The sequence below is a fragment of the Liquorilactobacillus sicerae genome (assembly GCF_029916425.1).
Classification (GTDB): domain Bacteria; phylum Bacillota; class Bacilli; order Lactobacillales; family Lactobacillaceae; genus Liquorilactobacillus; species Liquorilactobacillus sicerae.
Genome location: NZ_JAHAVQ010000011.1, coordinates 63849 through 81629 on the forward strand (window position 1 = coordinate 63849; position 17781 = coordinate 81629).

General features: G+C 35.8%; 18 protein-coding genes. 4 read left to right on the top strand and 14 right to left on the bottom strand.

Features of this window, described 5'->3' with window-relative positions; all coding sequences use genetic code 11:
- Positions 1–118 precede the first annotated feature (118 nt).
- Both KH893_RS08230 and KH893_RS08235 read right to left on the bottom strand, forming a co-directional pair.
- The gene (locus tag KH893_RS08230) at positions 119–1465 is read right to left on the bottom strand and encodes a threonine/serine exporter family protein (RefSeq protein WP_281165675.1); all 1347 of its coding nucleotides are present in this window, start codon (positions 1463–1465) and stop codon (positions 119–121) included.
- A 64-nt stretch (positions 1466–1529) separates the two neighbouring features.
- The gene (locus KH893_RS08235) at positions 1530–2894 is read right to left on the bottom strand and encodes an MFS transporter (protein WP_281165676.1); all 1365 of its coding nucleotides are present in this window, start codon (positions 2892–2894) and stop codon (positions 1530–1532) included.
- Between the two features lie 252 nt (positions 2895–3146).
- Here KH893_RS08235 and KH893_RS08240 point away from each other — a divergent pair, with 252 nt between their 5' ends.
- Positions 3147–4088 carry an L-lactate dehydrogenase gene (locus KH893_RS08240; RefSeq protein ID WP_281165677.1) on the top strand — a complete coding sequence of 314 codons (942 nt, stop codon included), beginning with the start codon at positions 3147–3149 and terminating at the stop codon, positions 4086–4088.
- Positions 4089–4145: 57 nt separating this feature from the next.
- On the opposite strand, the gene KH893_RS08245 is transcribed toward KH893_RS08240, so the two are convergent.
- From KH893_RS08245 to KH893_RS08290, 10 genes are all read right to left on the bottom strand, one after another.
- Entirely contained in the window at positions 4146–5120 is a 975-nt protein-coding gene (locus KH893_RS08245) for a ketopantoate reductase family protein (RefSeq protein ID WP_281165678.1), read from the bottom strand.
- A 424-nt stretch (positions 5121–5544) separates the two neighbouring features.
- Positions 5545–5808 carry a CsbD family protein gene (locus KH893_RS08250; protein WP_281165679.1) on the bottom strand — a complete coding sequence of 88 codons (264 nt, stop codon included), beginning with the start codon at positions 5806–5808 and terminating at the stop codon, positions 5545–5547.
- Positions 5805–6230 (bottom strand): Asp23/Gls24 family envelope stress response protein, encoded by a 426-nt coding sequence (locus KH893_RS08255; RefSeq protein WP_281165680.1) that lies wholly within the window; start codon positions 6228–6230, stop codon positions 5805–5807. Before KH893_RS08255 ends, KH893_RS08250 begins: the two co-directional genes overlap by 4 nt.
- Before the next feature lie 56 nt (positions 6231–6286).
- On the bottom strand, positions 6287–6709 hold the full coding sequence (locus tag KH893_RS08260; RefSeq protein WP_281165681.1) for an Asp23/Gls24 family envelope stress response protein: 423 nt from the start codon (positions 6707–6709) through the stop codon (positions 6287–6289).
- Positions 6710–6718: 9 nt separating this feature from the next.
- Positions 6719–6898 (bottom strand): DUF2273 domain-containing protein, encoded by a 180-nt coding sequence (locus KH893_RS08265; RefSeq protein WP_281165682.1) that lies wholly within the window; start codon positions 6896–6898, stop codon positions 6719–6721.
- A 19-nt stretch (positions 6899–6917) separates the two neighbouring features.
- Positions 6918–7463 (bottom strand): alkaline shock response membrane anchor protein AmaP, encoded by a 546-nt coding sequence (gene amaP / locus KH893_RS08270; RefSeq protein WP_281165683.1) that lies wholly within the window; start codon positions 7461–7463, stop codon positions 6918–6920.
- A gap of 258 nt (positions 7464–7721) precedes the next feature.
- Positions 7722–8984 (bottom strand): chloride channel protein, encoded by a 1263-nt coding sequence (locus KH893_RS08275; RefSeq protein WP_281165684.1) that lies wholly within the window; start codon positions 8982–8984, stop codon positions 7722–7724.
- Between the two features lie 169 nt (positions 8985–9153).
- Entirely contained in the window at positions 9154–9456 is a 303-nt protein-coding gene (locus tag KH893_RS08280) for a bacteriocin immunity family protein (protein WP_281165685.1), read from the bottom strand.
- Between the two features lie 57 nt (positions 9457–9513).
- A complete protein-coding gene (locus KH893_RS08285; RefSeq protein ID WP_281165686.1) occupies positions 9514–9975 on the bottom strand; it encodes a LysM peptidoglycan-binding domain-containing protein in 462 nt (153 codons plus the stop codon).
- Positions 9976–10097: 122 nt separating this feature from the next.
- Positions 10098–10346 (bottom strand): hypothetical protein, encoded by a 249-nt coding sequence (locus KH893_RS08290; protein WP_281165687.1) that lies wholly within the window; start codon positions 10344–10346, stop codon positions 10098–10100.
- Between the two features lie 271 nt (positions 10347–10617).
- Between KH893_RS08290 and KH893_RS08295 the strand changes: the two genes are divergently transcribed.
- Together KH893_RS08295 and KH893_RS08300 are read left to right on the top strand one after the other, a co-directional pair.
- Positions 10618–11640, top strand: coding sequence for an LCP family protein (locus KH893_RS08295; protein ID WP_281165688.1), 1023 nt, complete (start codon positions 10618–10620; stop codon positions 11638–11640).
- A gap of 137 nt (positions 11641–11777) precedes the next feature.
- Positions 11778–13220 (top strand): oligosaccharide flippase family protein, encoded by a 1443-nt coding sequence (locus KH893_RS08300; protein WP_281165689.1) that lies wholly within the window; start codon positions 11778–11780, stop codon positions 13218–13220.
- A gap of 74 nt (positions 13221–13294) precedes the next feature.
- On the opposite strand, the gene yidA is transcribed toward KH893_RS08300, so the two are convergent.
- Positions 13295–14113, bottom strand: a complete 819-nt coding sequence (gene yidA, locus KH893_RS08305) for a sugar-phosphatase (protein ID WP_427860138.1) — start codon at positions 14111–14113, stop codon at positions 13295–13297.
- A 193-nt stretch (positions 14114–14306) separates the two neighbouring features.
- Between yidA and KH893_RS08310 the strand changes: the two genes are divergently transcribed.
- Positions 14307–15731, top strand: a complete 1425-nt coding sequence (locus tag KH893_RS08310; RefSeq protein ID WP_281165690.1) for an MFS transporter — start codon at positions 14307–14309, stop codon at positions 15729–15731.
- A gap of 68 nt (positions 15732–15799) precedes the next feature.
- Here the strand turns inward: KH893_RS08310 and KH893_RS08315 are convergent, their stop codons facing one another.
- The gene (locus tag KH893_RS08315) at positions 15800–17440 is read right to left on the bottom strand and encodes an isocitrate lyase/phosphoenolpyruvate mutase family protein (RefSeq protein ID WP_281165691.1); all 1641 of its coding nucleotides are present in this window, start codon (positions 17438–17440) and stop codon (positions 15800–15802) included.
- Positions 17441–17781 lie beyond the last annotated feature (341 nt).

Consider the following 17781-nt stretch of genomic DNA (forward strand, 5'->3'; position numbering starts at 1 on the left):
TTCAAGCTAATTATTAACTTTTTCACTGAAAACTAAAAGTAAAAATTGTATTTTGTAAAAAATATTTAATATACGAAAAATTAGCGACAATTTTATTTTTAGCTTAATTGCTTGAAAATTAATCAAAATGGCGCCACTCTTTATCCATTAGAACCCGAGCTACAAATAACCCGAGCGGCAAAAATAAAATGATTAGCATTGCTTTAGTCAGCCACAGAGCACCAACACTAATGTCATTAATACCAATATTATAAACTGCACGATAAATGTAAAGTCCAGGAACCATAATGACGATTGAAGGGACAGTTAGAGAAATTCGCGGATAGCCATTGTAATGATTAACAGCTGAAGCAATCAATCCAGCTGTTAACGCTCCACAAAAAGCAGCTGTGGCCGGTGGCATAGACGTCAATTCTGTCAATTCCAATCTTAAAGTATTTGCAATTGCCCCAATACACCCAGCTGTTGCTGCCATCTTATAGGTACTATTAAACATAATTGAAAAACCAAAGACCCCACAAAAACTAGCTGGCAATCGCAACAGCATTAATACTAACGGACTTAAACCTAAATCTATAAAATTCTCTGGCTTAAAATGAACAGTTAAAGCAATTAGCCAACCGGTTAATGATGCTAAAATTGTAATCATTAGTGCATAAGTCAAACGCTCTAAGCCTGAACGTAAATCCAATTTTGAAATATCAAGAAAACTTGTGATAAATGGAAAACCTGGAATAACAAATAACATTGAACCAATATAACCAGCTTCATGTCGTGGAGAAATTTGAAAATTGCTTTCTAATATTCGAAAAAAAATTAAATAAACTAAGCTGGCAACCGCTACTCCACATGCTAAAGCAACCAAAGTAGTAATCTTCTTTCTACCTAGTTTAGTCCGTGTCCAATTACCAATGCCCGCTCCAAAAAATGAACAAGTCATTTCAGGAATTCCACCACCAAGCAAAAAAACAAAGGCACAACAGGCTAGGGTAGCTGCTAATCCTGAAATTTCTGGTGTATAGTTACTTGGCTTGTGCTGGATTCGATCGATTTTTTCGTGAACCTGTGTAACAGTTAAATTAGTACATTCACTGGCAAAAGAATTCGTAAAATGTTCCATCGAATTTAATTTGTCAGTATTAACGCCAGTATTGGGTAGCGATAAAGTCTGCGAATAGTTACCTTGTGGACTGAAACATGTATATTCAATTGACATTAACCCAATATCAGCAGCACAGGTTAAGTCTAAAGAACGAGCGACTTTGTTCATTGCTTCTCGCACTCGCCAAGCACCAGTACCGCAAGATAACATCAAAAGCCCAATTCTTCCAACTAACATAGCTTTTTCTTTGATACTAGCTTCTTTTACTGAAACTTGTTCGCTGTCAAGTAATTCCTTCCAATGAATCGTCATATGATGGTGCTTAGACAAACGATACTTGGTCCCCTTCAAATTTGCTGCCATATTTTCCCCCACTGCTTTTTAATCACTTTTTTACTTAGATGATTTATTGTTTAATTCATAATCACTATTTTGTTTTCATTTCTTGATCGGACCCTTTAAAAATATTCCATAGTACGAACAAATCAATTAACAATATCGCTCCGCAAAATCCAAATCCATAATGAAAGCCCAAGAACTTGCTAGTGGAACCATCCATTGCAACAATTGCCGAAATGATAGCTGTTCCATTTGCACCGGCAAATTGTTGAAAAGTATTAAATAAAGCATTGCCATCAGCTTGATCTTTGATGGGCAAATAACGCAATCCATTAGTCATAATATTGGGCATGCTTAGAGACTGGCCCAAAGCAAATAAAATAAAAAGCAAAGTAATTAAAGAAACATTAAGTTGTTTAAGAAAAATCGCAAAAATAGTAACTGTCAATGTCTGCAAAACGACACCTAGAAGAATTGGCTTCTTTGCTCCTAAACGATCAAGTAAGATCCCACCAAAGATAGTTGCTAATGCCCCCACAAGAGCTCCAGGTGCCATCGTTAAACCAGCTTGAAAAGAGGTTTGTTTAAAAAAGACTTGAACCATATTAGGAATTAAAAAAGATAATCCTAAAACAGCAAATTGTCCGATAAAATAGCTACTTAAATGAAGGACAAAAGTTCTGCTTTTCAACATCTTCCAATTTAAAACTGGCACCGCGGTATGATGATAATGAAATTTGGTTAATCCCATTGATACAATGGCTAAAATCAAGCTGAAAGCAAAAATAAAAAGATTTGAACTCAAAAAACTGAATCCTATAATCAAAAAAGTAAAAATCATTCCAGCTAACGACCAACCGATCAAATCAAACTTAGTCGACGACGCTAATTCTTCGATACTGATTGCTTGGCTGCCAGCGACTAGTGCAATTAAAATTAACGGGATCATCAAAATAAAAATCCACCGCCAACCAATTGTTTCAACCAAAATGCCGCCATAAATTGGACCAATTGCTGGTGCTGTCGCCGTCACAAAGTTGCCCAACCCCATTAACATTCCAAGTTTTTGAGCTGGCGCTTTTGCTAAAATAATATTAAACATCAACGGCAAGCTAATACCCGTTCCTATACCTTGTAATAGGCGACCAACTAACAGCCACATTAAACTCGGTGCCACTGCATCTAAGCTAACACCCGCCAAAAAACATAAAGCAGCAGTCACAAAAAGCTTGCGAGCTTGAAAATTCTTATTTAAAAAAGCTGATAACGGCATCATAACCGTTAAAACTAATAAATATGAAGTTGTAATCCATTGAACTTGAGCAAAAGAAACATTAAACAAGTTCATTAATTTAGGAAAAGTTACATTCATTGCTGTTTCAATTACCACTCCTCCGAATGATAAAATACCAGTCGAAAAGATAGCAATTGGTAATTTAAAACTTTTTTTCACCAGATACACTCTTTCTTTAATTTGTCAAATTTCAGGACATACTTTTGTTATTTTAAAACAATCTTATTCATTAAGCAAATCTACCTTATTTGAATTTCCAGTCAAATATGTCTAATTATTACAATTCCTCAAAAATTTGTTTCATCAATGAATCATTGAAAACTTTTATTGCCGATGCAATTGACATTCAAAAGCTGGTGGATTAAAATACGATTAATGTTTTCTTAATAATCTCATAGGGGAGTAATGTAAATGACAAGAAAAGTTGGTGTCGTCGGATTAGGACATGTTGGAACAGCTGTTGCAAATTATTTATTGTTTAGCGGTTTTACGGATGAACTTGTTTTAATCGACACAAATGAAAAAAAGTTGAACGCTGAGGCAACAGATTTTGCTGATGCAATGGCAAATTTGAACGCTCATACTAAAATTATGGTTAATGATTACCAAGCGTTAAAAGATGCCGATGTAGTTGTTTCTGCACTTGGAAATATCAGTTTACAGAAAGATAATAAAAAACATGATCGTTTCGTTGAATTGGCTTTTAATCAAAAAGCGGCCAAAGAAGTCGGAACCAAGATCAAAGAATCTGGATTTAATGGAGTTTTTGTTTCAATCTCTAATCCATGTGATGTAATTACTGCTCTTTATCAAAAATTCACTGGTCTTCCAACCAATCAAGTAATTGGAACTGGAACATTACTTGATTCAGCTCGGATGAAAAAAGCCGTTGCCGAAGTTTTGCAAGTTGACCCGCGCTCGGTTTCTGGTTACAATCTGGGTGAACATGGCAACTCACAATTTACTGCTTGGTCAACAGTTCGCGTCTTTGATCAGCCGATTACTAAATTAGCTGATGAAAATCCAGACTTGAATCTTGACGACTTGAGTCAAAAAGTTCGTGCTGGTGGATATACCGTTTATCATGGGAAACATTATACGAATTATGGAATTGCTGCCGCAGCCGTCCATTTGACGAACGCAATTTTATCTGATTCACATGAAGAGTTACCTGCTTCTTATTATCATGCAGAATATGGAACCTATGTCTCTTCACCAATTATCGTTGGCAAAAAAGGTGTCGTCAAAGAAATCAAGCTTGATTTAACCACTGATGAACGTAAAAAGTTTGCAGAATCTGCTAAATATATCAAAGAACGGTTTGAAAAAGCTTATACTGAATTAACAGATTAACTAATTAGCATAAAAAAAGATGAAGAAGAATTCTTCATCTTTTTTTCTACTCTAATTCTATTTAGCAGCCGCTTGCTGATTAGCTAAGTTCTGCCGATGAAATTCGGCCAAATGAACTGCTTGTGTAACAAATTGATGAGTATGTGCCTCATAATGATATTTTCGGCCCAGTTTAACGATATAACCATTGATGTAGTCAACTTCGGTCGGCCGATTTTTACTCATATCTTGATACATTGAAGGATAATGCAATGGCATATCAATCCGAGTATTATGATCAAGTGCTTCCATTTCCTCATCCCGACTTGAAACCAATTTGATACCAGCTCGAGCACAAACGTCATAAGCTTCATCAATCAATAAACGACCCATTTCATAAGCTCCCTTGAAATTGCCAAATTCGCCCATTTGAATTTCAAACATCGTACAAATTGTATTAATGACTGAGTTAAAAATAACTTTAGTCATTAAAGTACCAGTGAAGTCATCTGTTAATGTTGGATTCATTTGAGCCTTTTTTAATTCTTCAAACAAGCTAAGGCACATTTTATCTGGTTTTTCATTCAGCGGACACATATTCATTTTACCCGCACCACGTTTGCCCATAAAGTCGACTTCCCCAGGGCCTGGCAAAACTGTTGCAATCAAAGCTGTCCCGCCAATAATTTTGTCGTCGTCGAAATATTGCTGCAGCTTTTCAATATGGCCCATTCCATTCATGCAAGTAAATGCATAGTGCTTTTGCCGATCAATAAAATGAGCACACCGTTTTAAATAATCTGTCAACTGCATTTGTTTAACAAAGAAGATAAACATGTCTGGATCACCTTGATAAGTTTCCGGAGTATCCAATTTAATCGGAACCAGATGCCGATCTTGATGATCACGCATTACATAAACTCCACCTTGCTTTTTGATCTGATCAATATGCGGCTGCCAGGTATCGATGTAAGTAACTTCATTGCCAGCCTCCGCTAGCAAAATTCCATAACGTAAACCCATTGCTCCGGCACCAATTACTGTAAATTTCATAAAAAAATCCCCCTATAATAATATTTTTTAAACCAAGAAAAAAAAATAACGCCCTTAGTCAATTTGACTAAGGGCGTTTCTTGCGCTGTACCACCTTATTTTCACAGTTTCTAAAAAGCTCAAAACTGTCTCATCCACGTACAGTCAATAATTATAACGATACGCTGACGCTTTAAGGGGCGCACCCCGTAAGAACTCACTAACTTTCGCACTTACAGCTCCAAGGCTACTTTCATTTTAACCATTATTCTTCCTTCACACTAGCTGGAATTCACTTTAATAAAATGATTAGAACTACTTTCCTCTTCAACACGTTTTCTAATCTCGATTTAATAACTATAATTTACAATATTAATGACGACTTGTCAATAAGATTGTAAAAATAAATTTACTTTTTCGTTATAACTGAGCAAAATCATCCAATTTATTCAAGTTTAGCTGATAAGTCTTCTTTTAAATCAGTCATCGATTCCTTAAGCTGACCTTTTCCTTCTTCTAAGTTACCGCCAATTTTTTCCCCAGGATCACCAGTAATGGCCCCTTTAACTTGTTTAGCTTTGCCTGCCACTTGATCAGATAAACTGTCGATCCGTTCGTTGATTGTTGATAACTTGTCTTTATCTTGAAAAATTAAATACCCCAAAGCAACATTTGCAGCTAAGCTAAGACCTAATACTAAGTTTTTCATTTAATTTTCTCCCTACTTATTTTTATTTTTGAAGATTTTTCTTGCTTTTCACGCCACTGCTGGACCGTTAGCAAATCTTTGACATGCAACTTGATTGAAGCTACTTGATAACCGGTCATTGAATTGATCGCCGCCACGACTTTTTTAGTTAACTTGTCAAAAACCTCATTAGCATTTTTCCCATATTCGAGAATTCCTTCAAGTTCCAATTCAACTTTTTGATCATCAGCATCAATGTCAGCCGACACTCCTTGACCATTTTGATTCCCAGCAAGCTGACTAGTCAGCTGATCAAAAAAACCACTTTGCAGATCTAAAATACCATCAACTTCTTGGGCAGTTTTAGCGGCAATTTTCTCCAAAACTTCTTTGTCAAAAATTATTTCCTTTTTTATTGCCGTAGCTGTAGCCGCTGTTGCCATATAAAAATTCCTCCTTTTAAAGTTAGTCTTAAGTTTTACTCAGCTATTGCCACTAATTACTCGACCTGCTTGCCATCAGTTGCCAACTGGGAGTTGGGCTTACCCTTAGCATCTTCCTGCCACTGCCGTTTACTCATAACATCGTTGATATGCAAATTCAATTCAATAACTTCTAGGCCAGTGAAATTTCTAATATCCCGAATTACCTTTTGGGTAACCGCTTGAAAAATTTGTTGAATATCTTTGCCATATTCAACGGTGGCATTCATCTCAAGTGCCACTTGTTTTTTGCCAACCTCCGCATCGATTCCTTGAGTTGGATCAGCTTGCGAACGGAAACGATCGGTAATTTCACTAAACATCCCACCATTTAGCGCTAATACACCGTCAACATTGCGAGCAGCCAGCCCGGCTATTTTTTCAATCACACCATCATCGAAAGTTAGTGCGGTTTTTAGATTTTTTTCTCTGTTTTCCATGAGGACCTCCTACTGATTTGACAAGAAACGAATCAATTCTTCTTTTAAGCGCTGAATATCAAGAAACTTTCCAATAAGAGCACCAATTATTGCTAAGAATGCAACTAAGATCATACTCCAAAAACCTGCTAAGACCCAAGCAAGTCCTAAAATCACACCTAGCAAACTTCCAAACATCACTTGACTCATAGATTGACTCCTTTTTTAATTAGACAACAGAAACATTCTTTTCACCCAAAACTGGTTTCACTTGGATCTTTGGCTGCTTTAAAGTAACATTCAAGCTTTTTTGCAAATAAGCCACCGCAATCGTTAAAACTTGTTGACCTAAAGCTTCATAATCTTGATCAAGCGAAGTTGCAAAAACCTTTAAATTAGCGTTTCTTTTCTTGGCAAAAACTTTCAAGTCAACCTGAGCAGTTTGTAAGTCCACTTGACTCATTAAGCGATGCTGCAATTCTTTTTCAATTGCTGCAATTGGAATTGTTACGGTGCCTAATGTTTGATGAAAACTAATTTCTTTGGCTTTCCGTTGTTTAAAGATGCCAAGTAATAAAATTCCTGCCCCAATTAAAATTGTCAAACTGCTTAAAATTATCACCAAATATTGCCAAATATCTGGCCATTCAATAATCATTTTTTGCAACCAAAGTGTAGTCGGTTTAAGTTCAACTACTGTCAATAAAAAAAGTAACCCTGTCAATAAAGTTAATAAACCCGCAAATCCAATAAAAAACTTGCTAGATCCTTTCAAACAAACCTCCTCCAGTCGTCATTGAATTGTTTCAAAAATAACTCAACAAGTCAGATTGTTAACTTTTAACTCTAAATCAATTTTATCATTTTCAATATTATGTTTCAAAAATTATGCTTATATCGTTGATTAGCTGTTTACCATCAATAAAAACGTGATTGTAAGATAAAAAAATATTCAAAAAGTGCTCACTAGGTTTTGCTGTGAGCACTTTTTGAATATTTTTAATTATCTTTCGATCTTAAAATCTACTGATTTTTAGTTAATAGTGGTTGAATCCAGTTTCTGCAATAGTAATTTTGAGGTTCCAATTGAAACAGCAACACCTAAGCCTAGTGGTAAAAAAGCTGAGTAGCCTAAATGACTAACTTCGATGATCATAAATAAAGCCATTAGTGGTGCTTGTTGAGAAGCAGCCAGCAAACTGCACCCTCCTAACAATGCGCATTGCCAAATCGCAATCATTGGGAAAATAGGTTGCAGAACAATTCCCACTATTGCTCCCAATGCCGCCCCAATTGAAATTGATGGCTGCAAGGTTCCTCCAGAAGCTCCTGTTCGAAGTGTTAAAACCGTTACTATTGCTTTCAACAAAGCACCTAATAAAAGTAAAGTGATCCACTTTGGACTGTTAGCTTTAATTGAAAATTGAGCTAAAGCCCGTCCATTCCCCATAATTTGTGGAAAATTCAAAGAAATTAACCCAGTCAAAAAGGCTGCAGCCGGCAACTGATAAAGAATTCTTTTATCTTTGACTTGAAATCTTCCAGCCCGCTTAAAAGCTTTTCGAAAAAAAGTTCCTAATACTCCAAAAATAGGTGCTGTAATAATCACTATCAGTAAGAATATCAGATCAAATTTTTGATGACCTACTAAATAATATGGTTCGAATCCTTTAACTAAAGTCCCAATCAGCATTGAGATGATCGACATCGTTAAACTAACTGTCACTGTTTTTTTAGTGATTTGATGTAAAAGAATTTCGACACAAAAAAACATTCCCGTAATTGGCGCACTATAAACACCAGCAAATCCGGCGCCAGCTGCTGCTGCAACCAATAATTTTTGATCCTCAGTTGACAAGTTCAAGCCTACCCTGCTTAACACGCGGTTCCATTTTTGAGCAAACATTGCCCCAGCTTCTCTTGGAGCCAGTTCACGACCAACTGATCCTCCAGTTCCAACATAAAAAATTTGCGTCATAACATGAATAATAGTTGAACCAAATGGCATTTGCTTGCCCTGAAGAGCTTTTGCAATCGAAACAGTTGGCTTAAACTTTCTTTTTAAAACCCACCAAATAATTGCCGCAACCACGCCACCAATAAAAACTGATATCAAGCGTTGGATTGGTCGAACTGCGATTGAAGCTGGATCAGCGGCAGATTCTTTAAAACTTAAAAAAAGTTGTTCAACGCTATTTAATAACAAAATCAATCCTAGCGAACTTAACCCAACAACTACTCCTAAAATTAAAGTGGAAATTATTAAAACCTGATTTTTTCTAACAATGATTTTCACTTGACACCCAACCTAACCATTATTCTTTTCAGTCTCTTAAATTTCATTATACTGGAGAAAAATCTGATTTCACAATTGATTTTTAAATCATTACTTTAAATTATTATTTATTGCAAAAAAACTGCGACAAGTTTCACCTACTTGCCACAGTTTTAGACCTATTCACAATTTAGAGCCAAAGTGGTAACATCATTGCCGTTATTGCTGTTGCATCATACTTTACTGCTCGCGATTTGATCTGATGATGCAACAATATTAATGCTTTTGGAAAATCACTTTGATGAGACCAATAATAAAGCACTATCTCTTTGCAAAGTTTAGTTGCTACTAAGCCACAATCTTGACTTTTTTCAAGCTCTTGGGCCGAAGCAAAAATCATCCTTTGAATTGCTGGAAAACGTTTAACTTCGGGATCAGAGTACGTTTGACTTAATTGATCTAGTAATTGTTGGACCGCATTTTGTTTTATCATTTCAAAACCCCCTCAAAATAAGTTTGATCTATCAGGTCTGTAATTAAAATAAATCATTTACGCAAATTTCAAACTTTGTCCAACTAATATTAAATCAGCATTGGAAATCCCACTCAGTGATACCAATTTGGCAACAGTAATATTATTCTCTTTGGCAATTTCGTATAAAGTGTCACCCGACTTGACCGTATAACTGCCACTTGCTGCACTTGCCGTTACACTGTTTGTTGATGAACTTGCTGGGCTTGCATAATTCGTCGTTGAAATTGCCTTTGCACTACTCGTTGACGAACCAACAAACTTTAGTGACTTTGAAGATGATTTAACTGAATCATCTGAAGAAGATGAAACTGTTTTATTTGAAGTTGCATCAAGGTTATCTGCTCCAACCACCATTAAGTGCCTAGGCTTGAGCTGAACCCCAAGTACAAATAAAGACATAGTCAATAATCTAAAAACCCAATACTTAACAGCTTTGTACATCCGGTAATGTTCTTTTGCTTCAGATCCTTTCTTCATATAACCCCCCCAACTATACCTCTATCAAAACTCCCCCCATTATCTTTAATTTAAAATTACCACACTTGACCATTAATTGATTAAAGTTTATAGCATGTAATATAAATGTAAAATTGCTAATCTTATTTGATAATTTGATTCGCCATATTTAAATAATCTCGATCAATTTTCCTCAAAAAAGCATCTTTATTAGCAGATGGATGATAAGTATTTACTTCATCTAAAAATGAAATAAATTTTTCTGATGGCAGTCGATATTCCATCTCTTCGTGTGAATGTCGATCATATTTCAAAACTTGTCGAAGATTTGCATCAGAATAAAACTCATATCGCTGCGAGCTAAAAATGAGTTGATACTTGTTTTCGTTCATTGGCCACACCTTAACTAAATCTTAATTTTCAACAAATACATCATATCATAAAACTTAATTATTTAACTAGCAAATGTTCTTAAAAGATCTGATTTTTCGTAAGAAAATGGCACAAAATCACTCGATAATATTCAGCGATCTCATTAAGTTTATGCCACATTAAGTTTAAAGAAAATTCAAATCTCTTGTTTTTTTATAAAGTTTAACATAACAACCATTCTATCAGTTAACTACCAGCTAAAATAGAGAAAAAACGAAAAGAGAAACAATGATGCCAAACAAATCTCAAAGTGAGCAGCATAATAAAGAATTGGGAGATCTACGCCGTCCAAGGAATTATCGGAAACGACATTTATCCTATCGAATTATAATCCTAACAACTTTCTTGATAATTTTAGGTGGCGGTTGGTCACTTTGGAAAAAAATTCAGCCAACACAACACTTTACTAATTTAAAAACCATTAGTCACCGTAAGACTAACTACCATCAAGCTAGCGGTAGTTTTAATGCTTTGATCATTGGTTCTGATGAGCGGCGTAGTCAAACATCTGGACATACTGATTCAATGATGTTAGTCCATGCAAACTTAGCTAAGCATCGTTATACTGTTTTAAGTATTCCGCGTGATTTGCGAATTTACATGCCAAACTTAGGATATACCAAACTAACCAGTGTCCAATCGGTCTATCAAGACAAGTATGGTTCAAAAAAAGGAATTACCATGGCAGTCAAAACAATTTCGAACTATTTAGATGTCCCAATCAACTATTATTTGGAAACTAACTATTGGGGCCTACGTTCAATGATTGATGCAATCGGTGGTATCACAATCAATCTGCCCTTTAAAGTTAGACTAACGCATCCCTGGTACTCTAAAGATTATAATAAAACTTTTAGTCAAGGAAAACATCAGCTTTCTGGCAAAATGATCACTGAAATTGTCCACGAACGTGATTCAGTTCCCGGAACAGATTTTGGCCGCCAAAGATTGCAAGAAGCTGCTCTGATTGGAATCGTTAACAAAGTAACCAACCCAATCAATGCTTTAAAAATTCCTGCTTTGGCAAAATCAATGTCAAAATTCTTAATTGGTACAAATTTAAAAACAACCGACATGATCAGTATTGGTTTAGCAGTTAAAGGAAACTTTGACGCTCAAAAACAAGTTCGTTATTTACAATTAAGTGGGGAAAATGAAGTGCTTTATGACAATATTTTGGAAAATTATAATGAAGAAATTGTTCTAAATCGCAAACAGCTCAAAAAAATTATTGTCAAAGATTTTGAAAAGTAGCAACATTTAAAAAATACTTAACCATTTTGATCGGTTTTTTCGTTTCACAATTGCTATTTAATGTTAAAATGATATATGTTTGAGCACATTTCCACTGCTCAACAGATGATTTTCCTGTTTAAGGGAGTTTAGTTTGAATGAAAATTTTGAAAAATTATCTCTACAATGTCAGTTATAATCTATTGGCGATCCTTTTGCCGATTTTTACAGTTCCGTATATTGCCCGAGTTTTAAATCCTTATGAAGTAGGAATCAATTCAGCTACCAACTCAGTTATTACATATTTTTTGCTAGCTGGGACTTTAGGAATTACCACTTACGGTAACCGAGAAATTGCTACCAAGCGTGAAAATCCACGCGAGCGTTCACAAACCTTTTGGGAAATTGAATTTTTACAAATTACGACAATTTTGCTGGCTTATCTTGCATTCATTGTTTATTTGATGGTTCTTCAAAGGGAATTTAGAATTTATTTCTTCTATCAATCTTTTTTCATTGTTGCCGGACTTTTTGATGTTTCTTGGTTTTTTATGGGAATGGAAGATTTTAAAAAAACCGTTGTTCGAAACATGTTGGTAAAAATTATTTCAGCTTGCCTGATTTTTACTTTGGTCAAGTCGACAGCTGATTTAGGAATTTATATTTTGATTTTGTCTTTATCGCAATTGTTTGGTAATCTGACACTTTGGTCTTATTTAATGCATTTAGTTACCAAGCCGGATTTCAAGCATTTAAAACCTTGGCGACACTTGAAACCGTCAATTGCCCTTTTTATCCCACAAGTTGCCATCATGATTTATGTTTCTTTAAATAAGACGATGCTTTGGAAATTAGACTCGGTTACTGCCGCTGGCTTTTATGACTACTCTGATAAAATTTCAAAAATTGCTCTGTCAGTCGTTACTTCGCTGGGAACGGTTTTATTGCCACATATGTCTAATTTATATGGGAAAAAACAGTTTGACAAGATTAAAGAATACCTAATTAATTCAGCTGCAATTATGCTCTTTTTAGCATTTGCGCTGGCCTTTGGAATTTGCGGGATCTCGCATAGTTTTGTTTCGAAGTTTTTAACCACCAAATTTGCTCCAGTAACTGAATTGATCATTTTGGAATCACCAGTCCTGGTGCTGATTGCCCTGAGTAACTTAATTGGTAATCAATATTTGCTACCCTTACGAAGAACAAAACAGTATACTCAATCTGTTACCTTAGGTGCAATCACGAACATCATCTTGAATATTCCCGCCATTCTTTTATTCGGCGTTAAAGGATCAATGGTTGTGACCGTAATTTCAGAAGCAGTTGTCACCGGTTATCAGTTGTGGGTAATTCGCCATGACTTACATATTGATTTGTTGTTTAAGGGATGCTATAAGTACTTAATTGCTGGTATTTTAATGTTTATTGTTGTCTTCAATCTAGATCATTATTTTGTCCCAAGCTATCTGCACATTGCATTGGAAGTTTTAATTGGAGCTATTATCTATCTTGCTGTTAACTTTGCTTTGCGTTCACCGGCATTTAAACTTGCACTTAACTTTTTAAAAGATCATCGCAAAAAAACCAACAATAGTTAATGAATAAAAAGCAAGGTCAAGTCATTCTTATCAACTGATTTGACCTTGCTTTATTTTGCTTTTAAAAATTTCAACTAATTGTTAATGACATACTTACTAAGAGCCACTGCAACTCCATCATGATCATTGTCGGCTGTTTGCCAATCAGCTGCTGCTTTGACCTCGGTAATTGCATTACCCATTGCAACTCCCAAACCAGCGTAAATAATCATACTGAGATCATTGCCTTCATCACCAACCGCCATAATTTCATTTTTGGTTAACTGCAATTGTTGAGCTAAAAACTGCAAAGCCTGACCTTTGCTGACATTTTTGGCATTCGCCTCTAAATAAAATGGTGAACTTTTTGTAAAAGTAACCTGGTCTTCCAAATGACTAAATGGTTTCCAATCAATCATTGCCTGAGCCAATCTTTGTGGATCATCAATAAACATTGCTTTGATCAGTTTAGTTTGACGCAATTCAGCTGGAGTTCGATAAAAGATTTCTAGTTTTGTAATCAAGCTTTCATAAACAGTATAATGACCAATATCACGATCAGCTGTATAAATACGATCATGGCTAATAGCATGAAAATGCAATTGTTTTTGGCGAGCTAGCAGCTCTAATCGCAAATAGCTATCATATGAAATCGGCTGTTCACTGAGAATTTCACCGTTAGTTTTTTGAATCATTGCTCCACCAAAGCTAATTACAAATTGATCTGATTGATTATCAAGACTCAATTGCTTTAACAGTGCCTTCACACCATTTAATGGTCGGCCGGTACAAATCACAATTTTTACACCCTGTTTTTTGGCCTGCTGAATCGTTTCTTTAACTGAAGCAGTCAATTCTTTTCGGGAATTAAGCAAGGTCCCATCAACGTCAATTGCTACTAATTTAATTGAAATGTTAATCTCCTTCTTTCATACTCTTAAAGGACTTTAATTGAAATATGACATAATCATCCTCATGTGTCAATTCGTCATCTATTATTTCCAATAAAATTGATACTTTTATTATTTCCAATAAAATTGATACTTTTTTGCTTTTATAATTTGCGCTATGATTATCGTTAGGCAAAAAGAGGGAGGGCCTTTTAAAGTGACCAATTTAAAAAATCATCACAGTTTATGGTTGACGATTTCCGCCGTCGGGATCTTTTCCTTTATGTCGACTCTGGATTCATCAATTATTAATATCGCATTACCGGTAATTTCAAAATCTTTAGTTATTCCAATGAACCAAACTACTTGGGCAATTTCAATTTATTTGATCATTATTTCTGGATTGGTGACTTTTTTTGGTCGTCTTGGTGATCAAATTGGCAAAATCAAAGTTTTTAAAGCTGGAACATATATTTTTACTTTAGGTTCATTACTAGCTGGCATAAATTTAGGTCTTTTTTTTCTGTTATTTGCCCGCTTAATTCAATCACTCGGAGCAGCTATGACTATGAGCAACAGTTTTGGAATTATTACCGGCGTCGCTCCTTTCAAATTTCGAGCCCGGGCAATGGGATTAAATATCATGTTTGTTTCTTTAGGAACCATTGCTGGGCCAGGCTTAGGCGGCCTAATTCTAGAACATCTCAACTGGCCTTATATTTTTTGGGTCAATGTGCCAGTTGGAATCTTAGCTATTATCATTGGACAAATTTTCTTTCCTGCTGAAAAACATCCGGCTAAAAAATTAGTCTTTGATTATTCAGGAATCATTAGCTTCTTTTTATTGATCACTATTTTTTTCTTAGGAATCAATCTTGGACAAGAACAAGGATTTCTCAAACCTTTGCCAATTATTTGTTCACTGGCTTCAATCGGATTATTGATTTATTTCATTATTCATGAAACTAAAACGAATGACCCACTGCTTGATTTATCGGTCTTCAAATCGGCTTTATTTAGCGTCAGTCTGATCGCTGCTTTCCTGATATTTACTTGCAACTTTTTTATTAACGTTTTGCTGCCCTTTTATTTTGAAGATCTTAGACAGATTTCAGCCGGCTCAGCTGGTTTTTATTTGATGATCTGGCCAATTATTATGTTGCTGGCAACACCTTTTTCTGGTTACATTGCCGATCATTTTCAGCAAGAAATCGTTACACTATTTGGTTTAACAATTTTAGCAGTTTCTTTTTTTGGCTGGCGCATCGTCAACCAAACTACCTCGCTCCTATTTGTCGGGCTGCTCTTAGCATTAGGTGGCATTGGAATGTCATTTTTCCAAACTCCCAACAATGCTTTAATCATGAGTAACGCCCCAAAAGAAAAATTAGGAGTTGCTGGGGCGTTGAATGCATTAGCTCGTAACTTGGGAATGATTTCGGGAACCAGTTTAGTTACAACGATCCTCTATTTTGCAATGAGCCAAAAAATCGGCTATCAAATCACAACTTATCCACATAGTCATAACCAAGTTTTTGTTTATGGGATGCAAATTGCTTTCAGCAGTGCCACCGTAATTATTTGCTTGACCTGGTTACTGACTTTTTATCGGATCTGGATGCGAAAAAAACAATTTAAGTAAAGCAGCCTCAGTTCAGCTGATATTGAAGCTAAGCTTTTTTAGTATATCGGTCAACAAGTCATGAAACCTTAGTTGCTAATCGATGAAATTGCCATTTTGCTTAATAATGCTTGCATTTTTTCATGAGAATATTGTTCTTCAAGCTGATCGATTGCTGATAGACCAATAAAATTATTAAATTCTGAAAATGAAAGCATTATATCCTTAGCAGCTGCTGTTTTGCCGGTTCTTTTTAAGATTGAAAGAACCCTATCAGTTGCATAAGTCTGAGCATAAGTTAAGGCTGTCGGATGAACAATGATTCTAAAGCCCATTTTCTGAGCCTGCTCAGCACTCAGAATTGGGGTTGCTCCGCCTTCAATCATGTTTAACATTAATGGTGTATCAGGAAAAGCCGCTAATTCCGCTTTCAGCTCATCAATGCTTGCTGGTGCTTCAATAAAGACTAAATCTGCCCCGGCTTTTAAGTACGTCTGACTGCGCATGATTGCAGTTGATAAATCATAAACCGCTCGCGCATCAGTTCGTGACATGATCAAAAAATTTGGATCTTGCCGCGTTTTAACTGCCATTTTAATTTTTTCAGTTAGAACTTCAGTTGATTCAACTCTTTTACCTGTCATATGACCACAACGCTTTGGCCAGATTTGATCTTCTAAAAACAACCCGCAGGCGCCGATTGCTTCGTAACTGGCAACTGTTCTAACAATATTGTTTAAACCACCATATCCAGTATCTGCATCGGCAAAAACTGGAATATTAACTGCATTTACAATCTCGCGACACTTATTAAGCATGACTCCAAAATCTGCCAAGCCACGATCAGGCTTAGCCAAATTGCTGGCACTAGTTGCATAACCTGCCGCAAAAATTGCTCGATAACCTTGCTTCTCAGCAATCTTGGCAGCCAAACTATCTGGTGCGACTACCATATTTACAATATTATCTTTAGCAAAAACAGCTTGCTTAAATTGCTGTCGCAACTGCTTAAACTTGTTAAAACCATTGTTGCAGACACAAACTAGATCTGAAACATTTGGTTCAGGTGTTTTTATCGGAACCTTTGCCTTTAAATCAAGCCAAAATTTTGGCTTAATCAATGCTGCCGCTTCTTTTGCCAGCTGACCATCTTCGAAACCAAGGCCAATTTTCAAAAGCGTTTCACTTGATAGCTGCATTAGCTGTTCTTGATTGATTTTGCTGATTAACAAATTCTTGATTCCTAATTTTTGAGCCAGTTTAAGTCGCTTTTCTAAACCGTTTAAACCATATGCAGCTACCCCGTCAAGTTTAAGAATTATTTGGCAATCCGTCATTTGTAAACTATCTTGGCAAGCTTTAATTTTACCTAAAAACTCAGCCAGATCTTCCGGTGAATTAGGAACTTGACTATGACTTGGATATTTTTGATCATTTAATACCAGATAATTTGCCCCCGAGCGAATTAATTCCTGTGCAGTTTCGTAAGCATTAAGCGGATTGCCAAAACCCGCTTGACCATCAGCAATTAAGGGAACGTTAGTCGTCAAGCGCAAATTTCTAAAAAATTGTGCATACTCTGTTAAACTTAACAATCCTTCATCATCTTGACCTAGCAAACGATTCGCTAACAGACGACCGCTGATAAAAATTGCAGCTGCTTTCTTTTGGACTGCTTGTCTAATTTCTATCGCATTAGCAGCAATTGCTATTTCTCCACATAATTCCATGCGATCACTCCTTTTTTAGATAATGCAAAAATAATTTTAATGACAAATTAACTGTTTTGATAGTCTGCATTATATACTAACTAGTTTTGATTGCAATTAATATTTCTAGTTTGCAAATTACAAGTTAGTTAGTAAAATAGGTCTTATTAACAAAAATAAGAGACCCAACCAAAATAAAGTTTTTGGTTTAGCCCCTTACTAAATGAATCTTTTATTTATTTTTCACCAATCTGCTGCATGAATCCATCCAAGGCTACTTGCCACTGCGGAAACTTGAAGCCCGTCTCTTTCGCCAAATGCATCACCGAATAATGCGGTCGAAACGCAGCCGATGGATATTG

Bases quoted from the DNA above. Each gene is read 5' to 3' on its own strand.
- KH893_RS08280 (WP_281165685.1), bottom strand. From the start codon at position 9,456: ATGATAAAACAAAATGCGGTCCAACAATTACTAGATCAATTAAGTCAA.
- KH893_RS08265 (WP_281165682.1), bottom strand. From the start codon at position 6,898: ATGAGTCAAGTGATGTTTGGAAGTTTGCTAGGTGTGATTTTAGGACTT.
- KH893_RS08300 (WP_281165689.1), top strand. From the start codon at position 11,778: ATGAAAATTTTGAAAAATTATCTCTACAATGTCAGTTATAATCTATTG.
- KH893_RS08260 (WP_281165681.1), bottom strand. From the start codon at position 6,709: ATGGAAAACAGAGAAAAAAATCTAAAAACCGCACTAACTTTCGATGAT.
- KH893_RS08255 (WP_281165680.1), bottom strand. From the start codon at position 6,230: ATGGCAACAGCGGCTACAGCTACGGCAATAAAAAAGGAAATAATTTTT.
- KH893_RS08230 (WP_281165675.1), bottom strand. From the start codon at position 1,465: ATGGCAGCAAATTTGAAGGGGACCAAGTATCGTTTGTCTAAGCACCAT.
- KH893_RS08285 (WP_281165686.1), bottom strand. From the start codon at position 9,975: ATGAAGAAAGGATCTGAAGCAAAAGAACATTACCGGATGTACAAAGCT.
- KH893_RS08250 (WP_281165679.1), bottom strand. From the start codon at position 5,808: ATGAAAAACTTAGTATTAGGTCTTAGCTTAGCTGCAAATGTTGCTTTG.
- KH893_RS08245 (WP_281165678.1), bottom strand. From the start codon at position 5,120: ATGAAATTTACAGTAATTGGTGCCGGAGCAATGGGTTTACGTTATGGA.
- KH893_RS08295 (WP_281165688.1), top strand. From the start codon at position 10,618: ATGCCAAACAAATCTCAAAGTGAGCAGCATAATAAAGAATTGGGAGAT.
- KH893_RS08290 (WP_281165687.1), bottom strand. From the start codon at position 10,346: ATGAACGAAAACAAGTATCAACTCATTTTTAGCTCGCAGCGATATGAG.
- KH893_RS08240 (WP_281165677.1), top strand. From the start codon at position 3,147: ATGACAAGAAAAGTTGGTGTCGTCGGATTAGGACATGTTGGAACAGCT.
- KH893_RS08315 (WP_281165691.1), bottom strand. From the start codon at position 17,440: ATGGAATTATGTGGAGAAATAGCAATTGCTGCTAATGCGATAGAAATT.